21 protein-coding genes and 1 other RNA gene are annotated in these 21,382 nt (G+C 63.2%); 9 read left to right on the top strand and 13 right to left on the bottom strand.

The window, feature by feature from the left end; all coding sequences use genetic code 11:
• Positions 1 to 70: 70 nt before the first annotated feature.
• Entirely contained in the window at positions 71 to 388 is a 318-nt protein-coding gene (locus tag A5678_RS11480) for a nuclear cap-binding protein subunit 2 (RefSeq protein ID WP_231983637.1), read from the bottom strand.
• Positions 389 to 467: 79 nt separating this feature from the next.
• On the opposite strand from A5678_RS11480, the gene A5678_RS11475 reads away from it, so the two are divergent.
• Together A5678_RS11475 and A5678_RS11470 are read left to right on the top strand one after the other, a co-directional pair.
• Positions 468 to 1,256, top strand: a complete 789-nt coding sequence (locus A5678_RS11475; protein ID WP_068042258.1) for an SDR family NAD(P)-dependent oxidoreductase — start codon at positions 468 to 470, stop codon at positions 1,254 to 1,256.
• A gap of 19 nt (positions 1,257 to 1,275) precedes the next feature.
• Positions 1,276 to 2,361: a dihydrodipicolinate reductase gene (locus tag A5678_RS11470; RefSeq protein WP_068042256.1), complete on the top strand. Its 1,086-nt coding sequence runs from the start codon at positions 1,276 to 1,278 to the stop codon at positions 2,359 to 2,361.
• On the opposite strand, the gene A5678_RS11465 is transcribed toward A5678_RS11470, so the two are convergent.
• From A5678_RS11465 to A5678_RS11455, 3 genes are all read right to left on the bottom strand, one after another.
• Complete coding sequence (locus tag A5678_RS11465) at positions 2,358 to 3,455, bottom strand: dihydrodipicolinate reductase (protein ID WP_231983636.1); 1,098 nt, start codon at positions 3,453 to 3,455, stop codon at positions 2,358 to 2,360. The genes A5678_RS11470 and A5678_RS11465 overlap by 4 nt on opposite strands.
• Positions 3,456 to 3,462: 7 nt before the next feature.
• Positions 3,463 to 4,278 carry a spirocyclase AveC family protein gene (locus A5678_RS11460; protein WP_231983635.1) on the bottom strand — a complete coding sequence of 272 codons (816 nt, stop codon included), beginning with the start codon at positions 4,276 to 4,278 and terminating at the stop codon, positions 3,463 to 3,465.
• 262 nt (positions 4,279 to 4,540) lie between these two features.
• A complete protein-coding gene (locus tag A5678_RS11455) occupies positions 4,541 to 5,737 on the bottom strand; it encodes a cytochrome P450 (protein ID WP_068042250.1) in 1,197 nt (398 codons plus the stop codon).
• Between the two features lie 169 nt (positions 5,738 to 5,906).
• Between A5678_RS11455 and A5678_RS11450 the strand changes: the two genes are divergently transcribed.
• Complete coding sequence (locus A5678_RS11450; RefSeq protein WP_068042532.1) at positions 5,907 to 6,941, top strand: dihydrodipicolinate reductase; 1,035 nt, start codon at positions 5,907 to 5,909, stop codon at positions 6,939 to 6,941.
• Here A5678_RS11450 and A5678_RS11445 read toward each other — a convergent pair.
• Together A5678_RS11445 and A5678_RS11440 are read right to left on the bottom strand one after the other, a co-directional pair.
• Complete coding sequence (locus tag A5678_RS11445; RefSeq protein WP_068042247.1) at positions 6,938 to 7,984, bottom strand: dihydrodipicolinate reductase; 1,047 nt, start codon at positions 7,982 to 7,984, stop codon at positions 6,938 to 6,940. The two genes, A5678_RS11450 and A5678_RS11445, sit on opposite strands and share 4 nt — an antisense overlap.
• A 12-nt stretch (positions 7,985 to 7,996) precedes the next feature.
• A complete protein-coding gene (locus A5678_RS11440) occupies positions 7,997 to 9,235 on the bottom strand; it encodes a cytochrome P450 (protein ID WP_068042244.1) in 1,239 nt (412 codons plus the stop codon).
• 139 nt (positions 9,236 to 9,374) lie between these two features.
• Here A5678_RS11440 and A5678_RS11435 point away from each other — a divergent pair, with 139 nt between their 5' ends.
• Entirely contained in the window at positions 9,375 to 10,454 is a 1,080-nt protein-coding gene (locus A5678_RS11435; protein WP_068042240.1) for a dihydrodipicolinate synthase, read from the top strand.
• Here the strand turns inward: A5678_RS11435 and A5678_RS11430 are convergent.
• Positions 10,425 to 11,570, bottom strand: a complete 1,146-nt coding sequence (locus A5678_RS11430; RefSeq protein ID WP_068042236.1) for an ABC transporter substrate-binding protein — start codon at positions 11,568 to 11,570, stop codon at positions 10,425 to 10,427. The two genes, A5678_RS11435 and A5678_RS11430, sit on opposite strands and share 30 nt — an antisense overlap.
• Before the next feature lie 99 nt (positions 11,571 to 11,669).
• Here A5678_RS11430 and A5678_RS11425 point away from each other — a divergent pair, with 99 nt between their 5' ends.
• The 5 genes from A5678_RS11425 (at position 11,670) to A5678_RS11405 (ending at position 16,979) form a co-directional block, all read left to right on the top strand.
• The gene (locus tag A5678_RS11425) at positions 11,670 to 12,773 is read left to right on the top strand and encodes a dihydrodipicolinate reductase (protein ID WP_068042234.1); all 1,104 of its coding nucleotides are present in this window, start codon (positions 11,670 to 11,672) and stop codon (positions 12,771 to 12,773) included.
• A 40-nt stretch (positions 12,774 to 12,813) separates the two neighbouring features.
• Entirely contained in the window at positions 12,814 to 13,446 is a 633-nt protein-coding gene (locus tag A5678_RS11420; RefSeq protein WP_068042230.1) for a TetR/AcrR family transcriptional regulator, read from the top strand.
• Between the two features lie 118 nt (positions 13,447 to 13,564).
• Positions 13,565 to 14,353, top strand: a complete 789-nt coding sequence (locus tag A5678_RS11415) for an SDR family oxidoreductase (protein ID WP_068042228.1) — start codon at positions 13,565 to 13,567, stop codon at positions 14,351 to 14,353.
• Between the two features lie 22 nt (positions 14,354 to 14,375).
• Positions 14,376 to 15,536: an NDMA-dependent alcohol dehydrogenase gene (locus tag A5678_RS11410; protein WP_068042224.1), complete on the top strand. Its 1,161-nt coding sequence runs from the start codon at positions 14,376 to 14,378 to the stop codon at positions 15,534 to 15,536.
• 543 nt (positions 15,537 to 16,079) lie between these two features.
• Positions 16,080 to 16,979 (top strand): universal stress protein, encoded by a 900-nt coding sequence (locus tag A5678_RS11405; RefSeq protein ID WP_068042221.1) that lies wholly within the window; start codon positions 16,080 to 16,082, stop codon positions 16,977 to 16,979.
• 92 nt (positions 16,980 to 17,071) lie between these two features.
• Here the strand turns inward: A5678_RS11405 and ssrA are convergent.
• The 6 genes from ssrA to ftsE form a co-directional block, all read right to left on the bottom strand.
• Positions 17,072 to 17,439, bottom strand: a transfer-messenger RNA (tmRNA) gene (ssrA, locus tag A5678_RS11400).
• A gap of 104 nt (positions 17,440 to 17,543) precedes the next feature.
• Positions 17,544 to 18,389: a maleylpyruvate isomerase family mycothiol-dependent enzyme gene (locus A5678_RS11395; protein WP_068042218.1), complete on the bottom strand. Its 846-nt coding sequence runs from the start codon at positions 18,387 to 18,389 to the stop codon at positions 17,544 to 17,546.
• A 46-nt stretch (positions 18,390 to 18,435) separates the two neighbouring features.
• Positions 18,436 to 19,281 carry an EamA family transporter gene (locus tag A5678_RS11390; RefSeq protein ID WP_368664892.1) on the bottom strand — a complete coding sequence of 282 codons (846 nt, stop codon included), beginning with the start codon at positions 19,279 to 19,281 and terminating at the stop codon, positions 18,436 to 18,438.
• Positions 19,278 to 19,787 carry an SsrA-binding protein SmpB gene (gene smpB / locus A5678_RS11385; protein WP_068042213.1) on the bottom strand — a complete coding sequence of 170 codons (510 nt, stop codon included), beginning with the start codon at positions 19,785 to 19,787 and terminating at the stop codon, positions 19,278 to 19,280. Before smpB ends, A5678_RS11390 begins: the two co-directional genes overlap by 4 nt.
• A 2-nt stretch (positions 19,788 to 19,789) precedes the next feature.
• Positions 19,790 to 20,683: a permease-like cell division protein FtsX gene (gene ftsX, locus A5678_RS11380; RefSeq protein ID WP_068042209.1), complete on the bottom strand. Its 894-nt coding sequence runs from the start codon at positions 20,681 to 20,683 to the stop codon at positions 19,790 to 19,792.
• The gene (ftsE, locus tag A5678_RS11375) at positions 20,684 to 21,373 is read right to left on the bottom strand and encodes a cell division ATP-binding protein FtsE (RefSeq protein ID WP_068042530.1); all 690 of its coding nucleotides are present in this window, start codon (positions 21,371 to 21,373) and stop codon (positions 20,684 to 20,686) included.
• Positions 21,374 to 21,382: the final 9 nt, after the last annotated feature.

Raw genomic sequence — 21,382 nt, 5'->3', positions numbered from 1 at the left:
GATCCCGAACAAAGGCTCCAATTTCACTTCGGTGACCTCGAAACCGTCGCCCTCGACATGCTGGCGAAAATCAGACTTGACGCCATATCGCGTCGCTGTGTGCTCGGCCGCGCCACAATCGGGGGTTCGCACTACCACGGAGAGCAGAACCGTCGCCGTGGCGGGCGAGGAAGTCGGCTGCGGTGCCCGCGTCGGTCGGTGCATCGGCCAGGGGTGATATGAGTTCGAACCCGCGATCCCAGTCGAGCCTGATGGCAAGACGCAGCTCCTCGTGGTCGAACGCGTGGAAGCAGAAACCGATGGCGGTGAGGTACTCGGCAGCTTTGTCGAGACGTTCGAGCCCGATTGCGAACACCACGTGGTGCAGCAGCGCGGTTGGCTGGGTCATGCCCGTACTCTAAGCCGATTTCGAAAGCTAAATTCTCATTTTTTGGGAATATTAATTCTCGCTCCGGTAGGTTCCCGGTGTGGCGTTGGAACAGTTCGAATTAACCGGACAGGTGGCGATCGTGACCGGCGCGGGGCGCGGCGTCGGTGAAGGGATCGCCAAAGTGCTCGCCGAGGCGGGCGCGACAGTGGTCGGGACGGCACGCACATCTTCCGAAGTCGAGTCGACGATCGAGGACATCAAGGCCGCGGGCGGCAACGGACTTGCCGTGACGGCGGACGCGCTGGTCCGCAAGGACAGCGAGCGCGTTGTGCAAACGACGGTCGACGAATTCGGCCGCATCGACATTCTGGTGAATAACGTGGGCTTCGCGACGTTCGGCCCGTTTCTCAATCTCACCGACGAGAATTTGCGCGACACCTTCGACTACTGCGTCACGTCGGCGTTCATCATGAGCCAACTCGTCGTGCCGCACATGCTCGCAGTGGGCAAGGGGTCCATCGTCAACATCTCCTCAGGGGCGGGGCGGTTCGGCATTCGGGGACTGTTGCCCTACTGCGTCGCCAAAGGCGGCCTGGAGGCACTCACCAGAGCAATGGCACAGGAACTCGCACCCAAGATCCGGGTGAACGCCATCGCTCTGGGCGCATTCATGACAACGGGGCTGCAATCGAGTTTCGACCTGCTTCCGGGGTCGGAGGAGAAGTTGAAAGAGCGCACTCCGCTGCACCGCATCGGCGATGTCGCCGACCTCGGCCGGCTGACCCTGTATTTGTCGACGCGCGACTGTTACGCCACCAACTCGGTGTTCGTCGTCGATGGGGGCCTGCAGGGACCCAACTCAGAGCTGCCCATCCCCGATCTGTAAGAGGTTGCGACGAGGAGCAATGACAATGAAGGCCAAGCCGTTACGGGTAGCGGTCATCTCCACCGGCTGGATCAGCAGCCTGGCGATACGCGCGATCGTGCGTCGTCCGCACCTCGAGCTGGTTGGCGTGTGGGTGCACAGCGCGGAGAAGACCGGTCGTGACGCCGGCGAGATTGTCGGGCTGGGTCCGATCGGAGTGACGACGACCAACGACCTAGACGACATCATCGCATTAAAGCCCGATTGCGTCGTCTACGGTGCAGCCAGCGCCGAGATGGATGCCGCCGCGGTGCGCGACTACGTGCGTCTGCTCGGCGGCGGGCTCAATGTGGTCACGACCAACACGCCCGGAATGATGTTCCCCGACAGATGGATTCCCGAGCTCGCCAGCCAGGTGCGCGAGGCGGCCTTGTCGGGCGGGGTGACCATCTATACGTCGGGCATCGAGCCGGGCTTCGCCGGTGACCAGTTCGCGGTGTTACTGACAACCTTGTCGAACACGATCCGGTCTATTCGCGCGCAGGAGATCTTCGACTACTCGGCCTATCCGAATCAGGACCTGATGGTCACCGCCATGGGATTCGGCAAGCCGCTGGACTTCACTCCGCTGCTTGAACTCGAGGGTGCCCAGCAGTTCGCCTGGGGGCCACCCATCGGCTTGGTCGCCAAGGCGCTCGGCGTTGAGCTCGACGAGGTCACCGAGTCTTACGAACGCGTGATCACCCCGCGCGATCTCCATGTAGCGTGCGGGACCATTCCCGCCGGGACAGTTGGCGCCGTCCGCGCCGAAACCACCGGCGTGGTCAACGGTCAGCCGGTGATCACCATCGAACACATCAACCGCATGGCTGCCGACCTGGCCCCGGAGTGGGCAACAGCACCCAACGGCACATACCGCCTCATCATCGAGGGCCAACCTCATATGCAGTGCGACCTACGGCTCGGCACCGAGGACACTCCAGAGTCCGCCAATGACAACGCGATGCAGGCGACCGCCATGCGCGTCGTCAACGCCATCCCCTACGTCGTCGACGCCGCGCCGGGGATTGCGACGTCGCTGGATCTGCCGATCACCGCACCGCTCAACGCAATAGACGTCGGCTAGGTGCGCGACTGCCGGCTTACGATCGAGGGTCCCGACAGCGGATTGGGAATCACGCCGGGCGCGGCGTCGACGACGGCTGGAATCGCGTTGACAGCGGCCATCGCCGTGACGGCGACACCTGGGTTCGCCCGGTCGGTTGCGGACTGCACGAAATGCAACTCCAAGCTCATACTCGGACTGCCCTGGACGCGGAACACCATTCCGCCTTCGCCCTCGCGTGCGGGCTTCGGCCAGCGATCCGGCCACGGTGTGCTGCTGACTGTCGCGAAGTATTGCACGGCGACAACCGGTCTCGCGCCGACCACGCCGGCAAGTTGCCAGCGGTGGGCACAAATCGTCCCCTCGGGGATGACACCTAGCGCGGTGTTCAGATCCGTCGGCGCAAGGAGCCTCTCCCAATCCAGTTCGATCCGGTCGAGCTCGAATCCGAGGATGTCAGCGACGTAGCGCACCACGGTGTCCCAGTCCTTGTTCACCTTTCCCGAGGCGATGCGAACCGGCACGTGACCGTCGGGCTTCCCGAAGCCCATCGACTCGTGCAAGACGTCCCAAATCGGATACGCCTTGTCCAGATCGAGCGCGTACTCGTCCATCCGATACGAGTCGACCCGACCTGCCCCAGCGAGTAGAGCTGTGGGGATGTTCAGGCTGATGAAACCCGGCTCACTGCCGGTCGCGTAGAAGGTTGAATTCCCTTTCCGCGCCGCACTTTCCAAAGCCTCGCTCCATTCGGTGGGCGCCGCGGTCGGATAGACCAACGGGATGGTCGAGAAGGTCACCACGTTGATTCCCGCCTCGAGGTAGGTGGCTATGTCCGCGATGGCTTCCTCTTCGCGCCGGACCGCCGTCGCGCAGTATGCGACACAGTCCGGATCCAGCGCCAAGACCGTTGATATGTCGCCGGTTGCCGTTACACCGACATCGGTCGTTCCGCAGAGTCGCCCCGCGTCTACCCCGGCCTTCTCCGGTGTCGACACCTTGACGCCCACCAGTTCCAGCGCCGGATCGTCGATGATTGCCCGCAGCGCCTCGCGGCCGGTCAGTCCGGTACCGACGTGGACCACGCGGTAGCGCCGCTTGTCTTCAGTCGCCAATGTTTCACTACCCCTTGCTAGTTCGGTAGAACGGCCCCGGCTTGCCCGCGTTCTGCAAATGGCCATATGGATCGTAAACTTTCACGCTCGGATACGGGTTCTGGTCGTAGGCGGGCTTGGACAATCCCGCCGCCCGCAGGCCCGCGAGCACCGCCAACGGCACTGCGAACGACACCAGGCCCACCGTCACCGAGATCAGCAACTGTCGGCTCAACGTCAGCTTCGGACGTCCCCGCCCCACAGGCAGCCACCGCGCGATGCGGCCGATTAGCGCCAGTTCGCCGTCCTCCTGGCGAACGCACATCACCGCGACCATCGCGAAGATGAACGAGTCGTACACCGCCATGATCAGCGGGAAATAGACATGCCCGACGCGCAGCACGGGGCCGACGGCTTCCGTGTAGAAGAAGATGCCGCACCTTATCCACGTGAATTGAACCAGCCCGTTGATGGGAATTGCGATGATGGCCGCGCCGAGGAACACCGAGACAAGCCGATGGCGCGCAAGCCAACTCGTGCGCGGGATCAACGGTTCGACGAACCGATTGTGCAGTTGCAGAATGGCGAGCCCGGTGAGCAGATAGTAGGCGGCATAGCCGCCCAGGAACGCCAGCGCGGGTTCGAGATCCGGCGAAATGTTCACATACGGCCAGGTCAGGGGAAAATGCAGCATGCGCGGATCGAAGATCGCGAACGTTGCCCAGTTGGCGAGAGGATCGAGCGCACCGGTGATCAACCCGGCGAAGGCGATCACCACCGCCCAGTGCACCTTGCGTTGTCTGTAGGACAGCCATACCAGAGCGGCGATCAGGCCGATCGCCATCGGAATCGAGCTGATGGACACGGCAAGCGGCCAGTTGTCGAAGCCGAGGAACGGCGGATAGGGCGCAGGATTCGGATTCGGATTGGTCCTGGTCGGGTCACCGTGCAGACCGGATTCGATCGTCGCGATGGTGATGACCGCAAAGGCCAGGTAGGCGACGATGAACAGCCCCCAGCCCGCTCGCGCAGGCCATCGCGAGAACCGAGGCCTGGTCACATCGGTGGCACGAGAATCAGGTTTGCTGTCTACGGTATTCGTCATGTCAGACGTGCACCGGCAGGCTCGCCCAGCCGCGGACGCTGGTGGTGTGAGCGCGCTTGGCGTTGTCGTAGTCGACTTCCCAGTCGGTCCATCTGGTGAGCACTTCCTCAAGCGCAATGCGTGCCTGGACGCGCGCCAGCGCAGCACCTAGGCAGAAGTGGATGCCGTGCCCGAAGGACAGATGCGCCGCCCGTCGGTGGATGTCGAATCGATCGGCGTCGGCGAACTGGCGTTCATCGCGGTTCGCGGATCCGTTGATTAGTAACATCACCGACCCTTCGGCAACCGTCTGCCCATGATGTTCGACGTCACGGGCCACATGGCGCGCCTGCACGGGTGACGGGGCCTCGTAGCGCAGCACTTCCTCGACCGCCCCGGGAATGAGGCTGAAATCCGCTGCGAGCTCCCGGCGCTGGTCGGGGTGATCGGACAACAGCTGCCCTGCGAAGCCGATCAACCGCGTCGTGGTCTCGTTGCCGGCGCCCACGACGGTTCCCGTGTAGGTCAGCACCTCTGCACGCGTCAACCGCCTGCGGCTACCGTCCGGTTCCTCGACCTCGGCGTTGACCAGTTCGGTCATCAGATCATCGGAGGGGTGATCGTAGCGCCAGTCGATGAACTCCTCCAGCATCGAACCCTGACGCGTCAGCATGTCATCGGCCACCTGGGCGAACCCGCCGTCTTTCAATTCGAGGAGCCGGTCGGTGTTTCGCCGGATCGCGACCTGCCTGTGCTCAGGTATGCCCAGCAGGTATCCGATCGTGCGCATCGGCATCCACGCGCCGAGGTCGGCGATGAAGTCGAACGTGTCGGCGTCGGCAAGGGGCTCCAGCGCGCGCCGGCAGAACTCCCTGGCCAGCGGTTCGATGGCCGCCATCCGCCGCGGCGTGAACACCCCTGACAGCAATCGCCGGTGCGAATCGTGAATCGGCGGGTCCTCGAACAGGATGATCCCGGGTGGCACCTCGACCCCGCTGAGGATGATTTCGATGGTCGTGCCTTTACCGGACCGGTAGTCATTCCAATTCACCAGCTCGCGCGCGACATCTGCGTATCTGCTCAACGCGTAAAAGCCGTACTTGTCGTTGTGGTAGAGCGGCGCGACATCGCGCAGCTGTTTCCACACGGGATACGGGTCGTCATCGATCTCGAAGTCGAATGGGTCGTAGTACGGGTCAACCTTCACCCTGTATGTCACAGGATGAGAATAGGCGTTATCGGCTGCCGGAACGAGTGTTTGCCTTAAGAACATCAGCACTGCCGATACATTGGAGATCCGCGATGGGACGTGAAGGGAGTCGATCTTGACCGCCAGCACCCGTCCGCTGCGAGTCATCCAGTGGGCCACCGGCGCCGTGGGCAGCGAGATGGTCAGGGCCATCATCGATCACCGGCCAGACCTCCAATTGGTGGGCGCGCGGGTTTATTCCGACGGGAAGAACGGCGTGGACATCGGAACGCTGGTCGGCAGAGAGCCGATCGGCGTCACCGCAACCACCGACGTCGCGCAGATCCTCGCGCTCGACGCCGACTTGGTGTTGTACGCGCCGTCCTTCACCAATGTTGACGACGTGTGCGCTCTATTGGCGAGCGGAAAGAACGTGGCAACGCCGGCGTTCCTGTTCCACCCGCGACGCATTCCCGAAGCCGACCGCGTGCGCCTGCAGGCCGCATGTGACAAGGGCAACAGCACCATCCACGGCAGCGGCCTGAATCCGGGAAACCTGTCCGGGGTGCTGCCGCTGGCGCTGTCTGGGATGAGCCGCACCATCGATCAGATCACGCTGCAGGAGCGGGCCGACTGGACGCTGTGGGAGAGCACCGGGATCACCTTCGACGGGATGTGGTTCGGTCGACCGCCCGACGAAGTCACGCCGACGGCCAACGAGTACCTCAGCTTCTTGACGCGACTGTTCGTCGAGCAGACATGGTTCATCTCTGACGCGTTGAATGGCGACATCGATGATGTCTCGGTCACGCTCGAAACCGTCCCCGCGCCAAAGGACTTGTACATTTTTAACCACGTTGTCAAAGCCGGTACGACAGCCGGGCAGCGGTGGAATTTCGTTGGTCAACGCAACGGCGAGACGCTGGTCGAGTTCGAGACACTGTGGACGGTCGGCGGCGAGTACCCGGAGCACTGGCCTAAACCTCTCGACGGTTGGACGCTGACCATCGAGGGCGATCCATCCATGCGCACGCATTTTTTCCCCCTGGCCAGCTTTTCGCGCGAGGCCTCCATCGAGGAGCACGTCAGAGCCGGACTGATCACCGTCGCCATGCAAATCGTCAACGCCATTCCGGCCGTGTGCGCCGCACCGGCAGGGTTCGCGACAATGGCCGATCTCCCACTGATCCACAGCTATACCGGTTTTGGCAATCGAAGTGCGGGTGCGCTTTAGCCGTTTGTCCAGTGCGCGACAAATGGGGCGATCGTGGAGATGTCGTAGAGGCCCGGATCGGCCGCCATCACCTTCGGTATCGCATTGATCGCATGCATGGCGGTGGCCAAGCAGCCTTGTTTGGCGTGATCCTCGTCGTGCGAGCCGATCACGAGGCGGCACCTCAGGTTCGGCTCGCCGTCGAAGCTCACCTCGTATCCGATCTCCGTCGGCCAGTCCGGCGCGAGGTCATCGGCCATGCGGGTGAGGTGCTCGACAGCCAATATGGTTGCACCGCAATCTGCCTCGACACCGAATCGTATGGCAGCGACCGTGCCCGCGGGAACCTCGCCGGCGGCCACCGTCAACGCCCGCGAGGTGGTCCGGACGTCGCGGAACCCCTGCACGGACCTGATCTTCAGCCCCAACGACTGCGCCAGCACGGTGGCACTGCCGATCCAGGCGCTCGCCGCGTACTCGGTGTTCGTCAGCAGCGGCGTCGTGTCGTCGGGCGTGTGCCCGAAACCCATGGCATTGAAGATCAGATCGTGGCTGGCGTAGGTCGAGTAGTTCAGCACCTCACGGACGCTGATCCGCCCGGCGCGGGAGGTGAGTCGCGACAGGATGGGCGCCAGTGATTCGCCGACGAATCCCGGATATAACCCGAGTCCGAGGAATGAGGATTGCCCTGTGCGACAGGCATTCTCGATGCCATCTGCCAACGAGGCATGCAGCGACCGGGGGTGGATGAACCGGCTTCCGGTGGCTACGACGTTCTTGCCTGACGCGAGCAGCTCGCAGACGTCGGCAAAACAGGCCGGTGTGTCTGTCTCGACCTTGCCCATGTAGAGCACCACGTCCGCGTCGGTGCTGATGATCTCGTCGCGATCGGCGGTGGTGTGAAGTCCGACTTTGCCGCGACCGCACAGCGTGCCGGCGTCCACTCCCGTCTTCGCGGGGTCGTAGACGCGCACCCCGACCAGTTCCAGATCCGCTCGTTCGATGACGTGACGAAGCGACATCATCCCGGTAACGCCAGTGGCCCACTGGATCACCCGTGTCATCGCATACCTCTCTCAATCCCACACGACGTCGAGGCGGGGCGGGGAACGGAACATCGTGCCGGTGATGTACGGCGGGGGTGCGTCGGGGTCAAGCCGAAGACCGGGGAGTTCGTCGAAGAGCGCATTGAAAATTTTGGTGGTCTCAAGCCGGGCCAAGTGCATACCAAGGCACACGTGTGCGCCGTGAGCAAACCCGATGTGCGGCTTACGCTCCCGAAAGATGTCGAACTTTTCTGGTTCGTCCCAACGCGTCTCGTCGTGATTCGCGCTTCCCAAACTGAGCATCATGGTTGCCCCCTTGGAAATCTGCACTCCACCGATCTCGGTATTGCAGGTGACCTCGCGCATGAAGTTGAGCAGCGGGGTTTCCCAGCGGATCCCTTCCTCGATGGCCTGAGGCAGCAAGGTGCGATCGTCGCGAACGGCGTCGAGTTGGTCGGGATGCGTCAAGAGCGCGAGGGCAAGACTGGCCGTCGACCGCGAGGTCGTCTCCGCGCCGGCCGGCAGCAGGTTGCGCATGAAACCGTAGATCTGTTCGTCGGACATCTTTACGCCGTTGACTTCGGCACCGGCCAGAATCGAAACCATGTCGTCCTTGGGGGCTTTGCGTTTGTCGGCAAGTATCCCGACGAAGTACTCCCTCATCTCGGCCGATGCGCGCAACGCAGTTTCCATGTCCCCGCGGAAGCCCAGCAGGTCGATCGCGAGCCGATGAAACTGCAGCACGTCGGCATTCGGAAGCCCCAGCAGTGCCGCAATCACCCGCACCGGGATCGGCATGAACACCGCATCGACGAGATCGGCACGCTTGGCGTCCTTGAATTTTGCAATGGTTCTTTCCACCAAGGGACCGACAAGTTCAGCATCCCAGCGCTTCATCGACGAGCGGGCGAACGCGAACTCATGCAGTTTGCGGTAGACCGCGTGTTCGGGTTCCTGCATCTCCAGGATCGTCGGGCCCTGGAGCGGCCGAACGACATCTTCGTAGCAGCGGGTGCTGAAGGTCCTGTTGTCGGTGAAGATGGCCTTGACGGTATCGAACGTATAGGCGGTGAAGGTCGGCGGACCGTCTCCCGAATTGCCGACAATCCCCATCTCCGGCCAGCCGGCGTGCACCGGGCTCTGCGCGCGAAGTTCCTTCAGCATCGGATATGGCGACGCGTCGCCGTCGGCGCCCATGCCTTGGTTGAATCTGTCCTGTGCGTCTCGAATGCTTTGTTCAAGCTCCTCGATAGTCGCCGGCTCGGCCATGTGACGACTCCTCACTCGTGCATAGGCTCGCACAACATACGCCTTACTGGTTGAAAACCTACATGATGTAGGTTGAGGGCATCAATAACCGTGGATCGCCGAAAGAGCAATCAGGAGCGTTCGATTGGCAACTCGAGTCGTGCAATGGGCTACAGGCGCCGTGGGCCGTGCCGCGCTGCAGGAACTGATTGAGAATCCTGATTACCAGTTGGTCGGTGTGCTGGTGTACAACCCCGCCAAGGCCGGTCAGGACGCGGGCGCGTTGTGCGGGTTGCCGCCCACCACCGGAGTGGTGGCCACCGCAAACAAGGACGAGATCGTCGCATTGGGCGCCGACGTCGTCGTCCACGCCGCCAGCAAGGCCCATGCCGTAGAGACCAATGCCGAGGACATCTGCCGGCTGCTTGCCGCCGGCACCAACGTCATCTCCACCACGTCGTACAACCATCTCCCCACCTACGGCGCGGAGACCGAGGGGGCCTTTGTCGAAGCCTGTCGCGTCGGCGGGTCCCGCTTCCACGCGGCGGGTGAGAATCCGGGCTTCATGTTCGAGCGCCTGGTCGCCACGGTGACCGGATTGAGCAAGACGATCGACCGGATCGATCTGTACGAGGCGACCGACGTGTCCGCCGTCGACAGCCGGCCCATGCTCGTCGACCTCATGGGCATGGGACGGCCACCCGAGGACGTCAGCATCGACTCGCCGATCATCAAGAAGCTGGACATGGCCTACCGGCAGGCGCTCAACGCGACGGCCGACGTCCTTGGGGTCACGCTCTCGCATGTCGAGGTGTCAGTGGACGCAACCACGCTCCCCCACGACATCGAGGTGCTCGCCGGCACGATCGAGGCGGGAACGGTAGTGGGACAGCGGTTCTCATGGGTCGGTCATTGGGCGGGCCGGCCACTGCTCGCGATTCACGAGGAATGGTTGCTCACCCGCGATCTCCCGCAGTGGGGGTTGAAACCGCTGACCCGCGGGGAGAAGGCGCCGCTGATCCGCGCCGTCATCAAGGGCGTGCCGAGCTTCGAATTGCAGCTCGACGTCGGGTGGGACGAGCAGGCGCCGACGGGTCAGCACGCCCAGCCTGGCCACCTGATGATCGCGATGGGCGCGGTTCGCGCGATTCCCTATGTGCTGGCTCAGCCGCCGGGCATTGTCACCGCGCCGGTGTTCGGGGCGATCCAGCTAGCAGGGGCCGACACCAACCGCGCGTGAGATGTGGTCACTGGGCGTCGCATGAAATACATGAGCCGAGCCGTCGGGCAGCACACGGCGGGCGATCAGGTAGTCCGTCCCCATCCAGCCCTGCCGGATGTAGCGTCCGAACCGCAAGAAAGTCCCCGGCGCGCCGCTGGCCGACGGGACCAGTTTGACCTGCTCGATGCCCTGCTTGACGCCGGCCCCGGTCAACGGGCGCGCCGCAGCGAGCCCGCGCACGATCACCGTCGCCACGTCGTGCGTCAGGCCGGGCATCGAATGTGCCGGCCTGCGGCCGAACCGGACCTCGAAACGATCCAGGAACGCCTGCCCAACGAGATTGCGCTCGTCGTAGCTATCCAGCCCGACCCAGCCCGACAACTGTCGCATCCACTCGGCGTTGATGTGAGCCATCTCAAATGCGGTGGTGGTGTACCGCGGTGGATCCCATCCCACCGCCAGCAGGGCGTCGGTGAAGCCCCACAGCCCATGGCCGAACCCGACATGCACCAGAGCGTCCGGCTCGGCATCCCGCAGCTCGTTGACGACCTTGGACTTGTCGGCTTCCACCTGCGGTATCGCCACTGTGGTGACGACCTTCAATCCGGCAGCCGAATAGGCCTTTTCGGCGAATGCCAGGTACTCCTTGCCGATCAGAGATACTTCGTAGGCGATGGCTATCCGCGACCGGCCGTCCCCGAGCATCACGGCGGCCAGCATCACCGGCTCTTCGGGCATCGATCCGTTGTTGAGCGCAAACGTCCACTCGCCGAGCGCCCCCTCGGAGCCCGACAGGATGATGTTGGGAACCTTGGCCACCCGATCGGCGTGCGCGGCCAATGGCACCGCATTGTCGGAGACATACGGACCGTAGATCGCGAGGCACCCCTCGGCGACCAGCTCGTCGTAGGCGGTCTCCACGGCGTGGTACGTGCCGTTGGGCAGGCCGATCACATGGCGTTCCACCAGTTCTATCGGCCGGTCGACCAGGCCGGCGGCGACCGCCTCGTCGAAGACCAACCGCAGTGTGTCGAGAGTGTCATTCTCGGTGCCAGCTCGGGTCGGATAATCGTTGAGCAAGCCCACTTTCAACGGCGCAACCGATCCGTACGCGCGAACCTCTTCGTCTGCCATTAGGGCAACATACAATACGAAGGTTGTCCGCCGGCCAACGGAAATGCGCGTTTACGAAACCGCATATACGGATTACCGGGTATTGGTAGCGTCGCCGCCATGTCCGTCGAATCGACCACCGGCAAGAAGTACCGCGTCATCCAGTGGGGCATGGGCAATGTCGGGACGCTCGCGCTGCGCCACATGGCGCACAACCCCGTCTTCGAAGTCGTGGGGGTGCTGTGCAATCGCCCGGAGAAGGTGGGCAAAGACGCCGGCGAGCTCGTCGGGGTTCCAGCCATCGGCGTTTTGGCCACCACCGACAAGGACGCGCTCGAGGCGTTAGACGCGGACTGCGTGTTCTATGCGCCGCTGTGGTCAGACGTCGACGAGATCTGCCGACTGCTGCGCGGCGGCAAGAACGTCGTCGCCTCGGGTGGCGCGTGGTGGCATCGAACCGAGGCCAACGCGGTTGACATCGAAAAGATCGAGGCCGCATGCGCCGAGGGTGCGACGTCGTTCCACGGCGGCGGAATCCATCCCGGCTACGCCGCGGACCTGCTAGTGCTCACCTTGGCCCGGATCGTCGGCAGGACCGACCACATCCACATCTACGAGGCGGTCAACTTCAACAAAGACACCTTGAAGTATCTAGACGAGATGGGCTTTGGGAAGACGCCGGACGAGTTCGCCAAGGGCAATCTCTTCGCCGACGCCTGGTCGCTGTTCGCACAGTCGCTGACCATGGTCGTGGAAGGACTGGGCAAAACCGTGGAGAAGTTTACGACGGAGGTCAAGCTCGGCATCGCAACCCGCGACATCCCGTACGAGGGCACCGCAGATATGGACATGCCCGGCCTAAAGGGCGTGATCAAAAAGGGAACCGTCGCCGCCCAGCATCATCTCTGGACGGCATGGGTAGACGGCAGGCCGTTCATCACGCTGCACGAGCTGTACTCGTTCGTCGAACACGACGCCATAAAACCCAAACCTGACTGGGAGCCCTACTACCACTACAGGATCGTGATTGAGGGCGACCCGGGCACCGAATTAGTTCTGCGCGGTGACCAGAAAGCTCGCGACACTGCCAAACCCGGCTACGTCGGCTATGCGTGGACGGCGATGGAGCCGGTGAACACCATTCCCGCCATCTGTGACGCACCGCCGGGGTTCAAGTCCCACAGCGACCTCGGGCTGATGCCGGTGATCGGCATCGTGCGCTGAGCAGCTCAACATACAAGATGAATGTTGCTAGGATGCTGGAATGGCCAAGCGTGGTGGCACCGACGTCGAGCGCCGGGCGAGGGGGGATCGGACTCGGCGCGATTTAGTCGACGCCGGTCGCGCGCTGTTTGTCGAGAAAGGATATTTCGAGACCAGCATTTCGGACCTGGTGACGAGGTCCGGTGTAGGCACTCGGGGTGCTTTTTACCACCACTTCAAGGACAAGGCCGAACTCTTTCGCGCGGTCTTCGAAGAAGTCGAACGCGACCTGACGCTACGCTCGCTGGCCTCACCCCCGCCGGGCGCGGATGCATGGGAAAAGTTGTCCGTCGGGATGCGCGGATTCCTCGAGTCTGCTCTCGAACCCGAAGTGCAGCGCGTCATGCTCATCGACGGGCCGGTGGTGCTGGGTTGGCGGACGCTGCGGTCCATCCAGGAGAGCAACAGCATTGCCCTGATCAACGAGATGGTGGACGAAGCGATCGCGGAGGGCATTATCGACGACCACCCGGTCGGCGAGCTGACCCATCTACTCGTAGCGGCAGTCGAGGAGGCAGCCCTCCTCGTAGCGCACGCAGACCGCCCGGCCAAGGCGCGGGCCAGGGCGGCCAAGGTTCTCGACCGGCTCCTGCTGAGCTTCGCCCTAGAGCCTCGAAAAGTCCTGCGACGATAGTCTTCTGCCCGAAAGGCGGAACACTTGCGGCTCCTGCGGAAATGATTGTTTTCGATAGTTGAATATGATGCCTCTACCGAACTGATAATGTTCCTCTCGACTTCTTCTAGGAGAGCCGATGCCTGAGACACCACCGCTGCGAGTTGCCGTGGTCGGAGCATCTGCGGGCCTGGGCCGGTGCATCGGTATGGGCCTGGCCGACAGGGGCACCCAGGTCGCATTCCTCGCCCGGCGTCGTGACCGCCTGGAGAACGCGGCCAAAGAGGCGGGCCACGGCGCGGTCGCGGTCGCCTGCGATGTCACCGATGGTGCGGCGTGCGGGCAGGCGATCGCCGAAGTCGTCGATACTTTCGGCGGCCTGGACGCGCTCGTGTACACCACAGGCGTCGGCGTGCTCGCACCGCTTACCGATGTCAGCGCCGAGCAGTGGGGGAAGCTGTTCGCTACCAACGTGACCGGCGCGTCGCTCGTCACCGCTGCCGCGGCACCGCACCTGGCCGCCTCGGCCGGATCCGCGGTGTACCTATCGTCCTTGAGCGCCTCCTATTCCGCGCCGTGGCCGCTGCTTGGCGCGTATGCGGTATCCAAGGCCGCCCTTGACAAGCTCGTCGAGGCGTGGCGCATCGAACATCCGAATATCGGCTTCACCCGACTTGCGGTCGGAGACTGCTTCGGCGGTGAGGGCGACTCTCAGACCGAGTTCAACAAGGCCTGGGACCCCCAGGCGCTGGAGGCTGCCATCCACTACTGGATGGATCACGGCTACATGCAGGGCGGCCTTGTCGAGGCCGAACACCTTGTCGACGTCGTCCATTCCGTACTCCGTTGCGGTAACAGCAGTTTCATCCCCTATCTAACCTTGGCGCCTCGGCCATCCGGCGCCGTGGCCGAACTCCGACAATGGTGAAGTACGTCTGAAGGAAACCGCAATGAAATCAAAAGCGGCCGTGTTGCGCGGTATAGGTGTGGACTGGGAAGTCACCGAGGTCGAACTCGATCCGCCGCATGCCGGCGAGGTCCTGGTCAAGATGGCGTACGCCGGCATCTGTCACTCCGACGAGCACTTCTACACCGGCGACAGCGTGCCTAGTAAGGAAATGGAGGAGTTGATGCGGGCGTCTGGGCTCCCGGTGCCCGAGTGGTTTCCGATGCTCGGCGGACACGAGGGTTCCGGTGTTGTGGAATCGGTCGGTGCAGAAGTCAAGACACTCAAACCCGGTGACCACGTGGCGATTTCGTTCCTGCCCGCTTGTGGAAACTGCCGCTGGTGTGTCACCGGTCGTACCTACCTCTGCGATGTCGGCGCCGACATCTACAGCAAGGCCATGACGACCGACGCAACGCGACGTCGTCACTTGGGCGACGAGGACCTGATGGCCATGATGCAGGTCGGCACCTTCTCGGAATACGTCGTCGCGTCGGAACGGTCGTTGGTCAAGATCCACGAGTGGATCCCACTGGATGCAGCGTCATTGGTCTCCTGCGGGGTCACAACCGGCTTCGGCTCCGGCTCGGTCGCGGCGGGCACCGAGTTGGGTGACACCGTCGTGGTGATCGGTGTCGGCGGAATCGGCATGAACGCCGTTCAAGGCGCCAAGGTTGCTGGAGCACAACATATTGTCGCGGTCGACCCAAATGAGTTCAAGCGCGAGGTCGCGCCGTCGTTTGGTGCCACGCATACCGCCGTCGATACCACGGCCGCGATCGAATTGGTCAAAGAGATCACCTGGGGAGTAATGGCGGACCGGGTGGTCCTGACCCCGGGTGTCGTCCCCGTTGATCTGGTGTTGTTAGCAATGATGCTGTTGCGCAAGGGCGGAACCTGCGTGCTGACGGGCATGGCAAAAGTGAGTGACATGATGGTGCCGCTAAGCCTCGGTGACATGGTCAGCTCGTGTAAGACAGTCAAAGGCGTGCTCTACGGCGAGATGAACCCGCGTGAGGCCATGCCCAAGCTGCTGTCGATGTACGAGGCGGGCCTGATCAAACTCGACGAGCTGATCACGCAGAGGTACAAGCTCGATGACATCAATGAAGCGATGAAAGACCTTCGCGCCGGACGGAATATCCGCGGCATCATCACCTTCTGACGTAGTCACCTGGCCCATCCGAAATTTCGCGGGCCGGAAACCACCCCGGCTATGCAGCACATCTGCTCGTTCTGGCCAGACCCCGCATCGTTGCCAAAACCGACCACCTCCACATGTGCGAGGCGGTGAACTTCAACCAGGGACACTTTGAAGGATCCGGGGGACATGGGTTACGACAAACGACGCTCTACCAGTCCTTTGGCGCGTGAACTCTCGATTCGGTCCATTTCGGTCCCTTCAGTCCTGCTCGTTACCTGCCGTTCGTTTTCGAGTCTTGACGGCGTCAAGACTGGTCAATGGGGTGAGTGAGTCGCCGGGCGCGGGTGTGCCGAGACGAACGCCCATCACCAAGTCGCGTAGATAAAGACCCCCCGGCGGCGTGGTCGCAGGTCACGGTCGTCGCTGTCCATCGGTCGGCCAGAGGGTGTTAAGCGCTTCAATCGGTGCCCTTGGTCCTTCGGCTTGCATCTGTTTGACCCTGACAATGAGGGGCGCCCTGAGTGATCCTGCCGGTGGTAGATAGCCGATCAGAAGCGAGCTGAAATGTTGCGACCACCGCGTCGCGGGATCGTGGTAGGCGTTGATGGCTCGACAGCGGGACAGGCTGCCGTCCGATGGGCGGCCCATCGAGCCGCGCTGCGGATTGCGCCGCTGACTCTGGTTCATGTCGTCGATACGCCCGTACCGGGGTGGTCCCGGGTCCCCGCGCTGACCGGCTTCAGGCGACGGTCCGAACAGCGCGCACACGAATTCATCAACTCCGCGATCAAAATCGCCGAAGAGGCCACCGGCGAGCATGGCCCGGTGCAAATCGATGGCAAGGTGTTTCATTCGAACGCCGTCCGGACGCTCGTCGGCCTTTCCAAAGAGGTGGAGATGGTCGTGGTGGGCTACCGGGGGTATGGCGGCACGGTGGTCCGCAACTTCCTCGGCTCGGTGAGTTCGGGATTGGTCTACCACGCGCATTGCCCAGTCGCCGTGATCCACGACGACGAACCGATGGTTGGTGATGTCACACGGGCGCCGGTCCTGGTGGGCATCGACGGCTCGCCGGCATCGGAAGCAGCGACTGCGATTGCGTTCGACGAAGCGTCACGACGAGGTGTCCGCCTAATCGCCCTGCACGCCTGGACTGATCTGCGGGTTTCCGACTTCAAAGAAATGTTCCCCAACTTCAATTTGGAGGCTGAGCTATCCGAACAGGAGGAGACGCTTGCTGAACGGCTAGCGGGTTGGCAGGAACGTTATCCCGAGGTGGGGATCCGTCGCAGAATTGAAATTGGTGACCCCGCTAGTCCGTTGATCGAGGCGTCCGAATGGGCGCAACTGATTGTGGTCGGCAGCCACGGTCGCGGCGGGTTCGCTGGCATGTTGTTGGGCTCTGTCGCAGCGGCTGTGGTCAACAGGGCCAAGATCCCGGTGATCGTGGCGCGTCAGTCCTGACGGCGCTTTATCGGTTGGCTTGACCAACAATCTTGATGAGTTGACGGCAAAAGAGAAATGGCCAGGGTTTGTGGCCCTGACCAGTCATTTCTCAGTGGAGCTGCCGGGAATCGAACCCGGGTCCTACGGCATTCCCTCAAGACTTCTCCGTGCGCAGTTCGCTATGCCTCTACTCGGATCTCCCGGTCACGCGAACCAGCCAGGATGACGATCCCAGTCGCTGTTGGTGTCCCGATGAGTCCCGCGACCGAACTCATCGGTGGATCCCTCTAGCTGACGCCAGGCTCCGGGTCGAGGGCTTTCCCGGTCTGACGGACTAGCTGTCGCTTAGGCAGCGAGAGCGTAGTCGCGCTGATGTGAATCGGCGCTTATATGGTTGCAACGACGCTTACGGTGGTCTCTTGCCTGCACCGGCACGCTTCCCTTGATTCGATGCGCGAAGTCGAAACCGTTCAGCCCCTTGTCTATTTTCTTCGAGCATCCCCGCCGATTTTCGGCAGGACAATCAATGGTACGCCGCTATCAACGCGCGGCAACGAAGTTATGTTCCGGTCGGCGCTGCGATCAGATCACGAAGTTCAGCCGCTCGACGACATGGACCGCCACGTCCTTGTCGCCGCCGAGGTCGATGTCGTGCGACCGCCCGTCGCACATCGGCCGCCCGCCGGCGAGCCGGGTGAACTGCAGCCCGTCCAGCCGGATCGTCACCGTCGGCTCCTGGCCGCCGAAGTCGTCGACAAGCTGGGCCCGGCCGTCGACGCTGACGCGGATGGTGCGGGAAAGCGGGCCGGTCAGCTCGAACAAGACCCGCGAACCCTCTGGTGCTTTGGCCCGCTTGCCCACCACGTAGCCCATCGTGCCGGCGATCTCGTCGAGGGAGAGTTCCGACGCGGCCCCGACAAGCTGGTCGTCGGACGGTGGCCGCCGCAGCGCCTCGCGAATGTCCTGCTCATGCATCCAGCAGTCGAACACCCGGACCCGCATGAACCGCCCATAGCTCTCCGGCCCAACCGGCGTCAGCGTCACGGCGTCCCACTCCTCGGCGGACATGTCCGTCAGCGCTTTGCGCCGGTCGTCCGTGATGTCCTTGAACCGTTTGAGCACATCGGCACCGGATTCCGCGCTGAGGTGGCGCACCCAGCACTCGTTCATCACGCCGATGTCGTTGCGGACGTGCTCGAGCGCCGAGACGTCAATATCGGGCTGGGGCGCGGGGACGCCGGCGAGGAACGATTCGGTGCCGATCATGTGCGCCACCAGCGCCTTGACATCCCAGCCGGGCAGCGGGCTGGCCGCCTGCCATTCCGGTTCCGGCAACCGGTCCAGCAATGCGGTGATGTCGTCCCACACCGCGAACAAACCAGCGAGCACCTCGGACTTGTCAAGCTTGGTGACAGGGCGATCGGCCATGCTCGGATAGTAGGCCGATGAGTTACCCAATCGACAGGCGCGGCCGTCAACTGGCGGCGATCATGGCCACGGACCCCATGGCCATCACCATGCCGAACCCCTGCCAGCGGGTCAGCCGCTCGCGCAGCACGACCATCGCCAGCACGACCGTGGCGGCGGGATAGAGCGAGATCATGATGCTGGCCAGCGACAGCAACCAGGTGTGCAACGCCAACAGCATGGTCACGTTGGCGCAGATGTCCAGCAGCGCCACCGCCCAGGCCAACTTCAGCGGCTTCCCGCGCGGCGCCCGCAGGTTCTTGCTGGCCGCGGCCATCACGAAGATCACCACGGTGGCCGAGAGCCGGGCGAACACCAACGGCCACAGTTTGCAGGCGTGCGGCGCCTGGTGCAGGAAGACCAGGTTCAGCCCCATGGCCGATCCGGCCAACAGCGTGAGCCACGCCACCTTGGGGGTGAACCGATACGGCGTCACACCTTGGGCGGTGGCCTCCCGGCTCACCAGCATCACCGCGATGAGAGCCAGCACGACGCCCACCGAAGCCCCCGGGCCCGGCCGCTCCCCCAGCGCAACACCGACCGCCACCGGCACGGCGGCGTTGAGGACTGCCGCCAACGGCGACACCACGGAGATCGGGCCGGCGCCCAGCGCGGCGAAGAACGCCCACATGCCGACCGCCATTCCGACGCCGTAGAGGCAGCCCCAGAAGACGGCGCCGCCCGAAATCGGCCCGCCGGTGGCCAGCGCCAAGGCGCCCAGCAAGAACGTCTCGATCGGGTAGACCACCAGCATCACGCGCAGCGCGGCTACCCGTCGAGCGGCTACACCGCCCACGAAGTCGCTGACGCCGTACGTAACGGCCGACAGCTGGGCGTAAGCGGCCCCGATCAGTTCATGCCCTTGGCTCGGCGACCCAATTCACGGACCACTTCGCGCTGGGCGTCGCGGCGGGCCATGTCCTGGCGTTTGTCGTGCGCTCGCTTGCCGCGCGCCAACGCGAGCTCGACCTTGACCTTTCCTTCGGAGAAATACAAAGACATCGGCACGAGGGCGAGGTTACCATCTCGAATCTTGCCGACCAGGCGGTCAATTTGTGCCCTATGTAACAACAACTTTCGATTGCGACGGGGCTCATGGTTGGTCCAGCTACCGTGCTGATATTCCGGAATGTACAAGTTGCGCAACCACACTTCGCCGTCGTCGACCGTTGCGAACGCGTCGGCCAGCGAAGCATGGCCCTCGCGCAGGCTTTTCACCTCCGTGCCCTGCAAAGACACTCCGGCCTCGAACTCCTCGAGGATCGAATAGTTATGCCGCGCTTTGCGATTGGTAGCGATGATCTGTTTGCTGCCGCGCTTGCCGCCCGCCGCCTTGGCCCGGCCGGGATCCCTGGCCACAGCTACCGCCGGATGTAGAGGCGCAGCGTCGCGTAGGCGGTCAGGCCGGCCATAGACACGCCGAGCAGGAACAACCACGGCGAGATGTAGAGGATGTCGGCATAGTCGACCTTCGCGATCAAATGGGCTTGGTAGAACTGGCTTAGCGCGTTGTCCAGGAACCACGCCCGCACCAAGATCAAGCCGACGACCGCGATGGCCACACCGATCGCCGCGGCCAGCATCGCCTCCACCAAGAACGGCAGCTGGGTATACCAGCGGCTGGCGCCGACCAGCCGCATGATCCCGATTTCGGTGCGTCGCGTGTACGCCGCGACTTGGACCATGTTGGCAATCAGCAAGATGGCCCCGATGGCCTGCACCAGGGCGACGGCAAACGCGGCGTTCCGCAAACCGTCCAGAACGGCGAATAGCCGGTCGATCAAATCCTTTTCGTTGAGGATGCTGCGCACCCCGGGCTGGCCCTGCATAGCGGCGTCGAACTCCGCGTGTTGTTCGGGGTTGTTCAGCTTGACGATGAACGACGCGGGAAACGACTCCTTGCCCGCCACGTCTTTGAACTCCGGGAATTTCTTGATCGCGTCGTTGTAGGCGTCCGGCCGGTTGACGAAGCGCACCGATTTGACGTCTTGTCGAGCATCGATCTTGTCCCGCAGCGCTTTACACGGGCCGGACGCGCACGTCGCGTCGTTGGCGGAGATGTCGTCGGTGAGGAACACCTGTGTCTCGACCCGATCGAGATAGATCTCCCGCGAGTTGTCGGCCAACCGGACCACCAGCAAACCGCCGCCGAAAAGGCCGATGGAAATGGCCGTCGTGAGAATCATCGCGGCCGTCATCGTGACGTTGCGACGCAGCCCGGTCAGGACCTCGTTGAACAGGAAGCCAAAGCGCACTTAGCGGTCCATCCCATAGATGCCGCGCTGTTCGTCGCGGACCAGGCGCCCCAGAGACAGCTCCACGACGCGCTGACGCATCGAGTCGACGATGTGGTGGTCGTGGGTCGCCATCAGCACCGTCGTCCCCGTGCGGTTGATCCGCTCCAACAAATCCATGATGTCCTTACTGGTATCCGGGTCGAGATTGCCGGTCGGCTCGTCGGCCAGCAGCACCAGGGGCCGGTTGACGAACGCGCGGGCTATCGCCACCCGCTGCTGCTCACCACCCGACAGCTCATGCGGCAGTCGATTCGCCTTGCCCGACAAGCCGACCGTTTCGAGAACCTCTGGTACCACCCGATTGATCGCGTCGGTCCGTCTGCCGATCACTTCCAGCGCGAAAGCGACGTTCTCGTACACGGTCTTCTGCTGCAACAGGCGAAAGTCTTGGAAGACGGTTCCGATCACCTGCCGCAGCTTCGGCACGTGACGACCGCGCAGCTTGTTGACGTGGAACTTCGACACCCGGATGTCGCCGGTGGTCGGGTTCTCCTCGCCCAGCAGCAGCCGCATGAACGTTGACTTGCCGGAGCCCGAAGGGCCGATCAGGAAGACGAACTCACCCTTGTCGATTTTGACGTTGACGTCGTCCAGCGCCGGACGCGCCGACGCTTTGTACTTCTTACTGACATGGTCGAGGGTGATCATCACGGCACG

This window comes from Mycobacterium sp. E2733 (assembly GCF_001667585.1).
Lineage (GTDB): Bacteria > Actinomycetota > Actinomycetes > Mycobacteriales > Mycobacteriaceae > Mycobacterium.
The sequence above is the reverse complement of the archived record's forward strand: the minus strand, read 5'-3'. Positions and strand labels throughout refer to the sequence as shown.

Bases quoted from the DNA above. Each gene is read 5' to 3' on its own strand.
- A5678_RS11420 (WP_068042230.1), top strand. From the start codon at position 12,814: ATGGCCAAGCGTGGTGGCACCGACGTCGAGCGCCGGGCGAGGGGGGAT.
- A5678_RS11410 (WP_068042224.1), top strand. From the start codon at position 14,376: ATGAAATCAAAAGCGGCCGTGTTGCGCGGTATAGGTGTGGACTGGGAA.
- ftsE (WP_068042530.1), bottom strand. From the start codon at position 21,373: ATGATCACCCTCGACCATGTCAGTAAGAAGTACAAAGCGTCGGCGCGT.
- A5678_RS11415 (WP_068042228.1), top strand. From the start codon at position 13,565: ATGCCTGAGACACCACCGCTGCGAGTTGCCGTGGTCGGAGCATCTGCG.
- A5678_RS11425 (WP_068042234.1), top strand. From the start codon at position 11,670: ATGTCCGTCGAATCGACCACCGGCAAGAAGTACCGCGTCATCCAGTGG.
- A5678_RS11460 (WP_231983635.1), bottom strand. From the start codon at position 4,278: ATGGCGATCGGCCTGATCGCCGCTCTGGTATGGCTGTCCTACAGACAA.
- A5678_RS11395 (WP_068042218.1), bottom strand. From the start codon at position 18,389: ATGGCCGATCGCCCTGTCACCAAGCTTGACAAGTCCGAGGTGCTCGCT.
- A5678_RS11470 (WP_068042256.1), top strand. From the start codon at position 1,276: ATGACAATGAAGGCCAAGCCGTTACGGGTAGCGGTCATCTCCACCGGC.
- A5678_RS11405 (WP_068042221.1), top strand. From the start codon at position 16,080: ATGTTGCGACCACCGCGTCGCGGGATCGTGGTAGGCGTTGATGGCTCG.
- A5678_RS11440 (WP_068042244.1), bottom strand. From the start codon at position 9,235: ATGGCCGAGCCGGCGACTATCGAGGAGCTTGAACAAAGCATTCGAGAC.
- A5678_RS11480 (WP_231983637.1), bottom strand. From the start codon at position 388: ATGACCCAGCCAACCGCGCTGCTGCACCACGTGGTGTTCGCAATCGGG.
- A5678_RS11450 (WP_068042532.1), top strand. From the start codon at position 5,907: ATGGTCAGGGCCATCATCGATCACCGGCCAGACCTCCAATTGGTGGGC.
- A5678_RS11445 (WP_068042247.1), bottom strand. From the start codon at position 7,984: ATGACACGGGTGATCCAGTGGGCCACTGGCGTTACCGGGATGATGTCG.
- A5678_RS11430 (WP_068042236.1), bottom strand. From the start codon at position 11,570: ATGGCAGACGAAGAGGTTCGCGCGTACGGATCGGTTGCGCCGTTGAAA.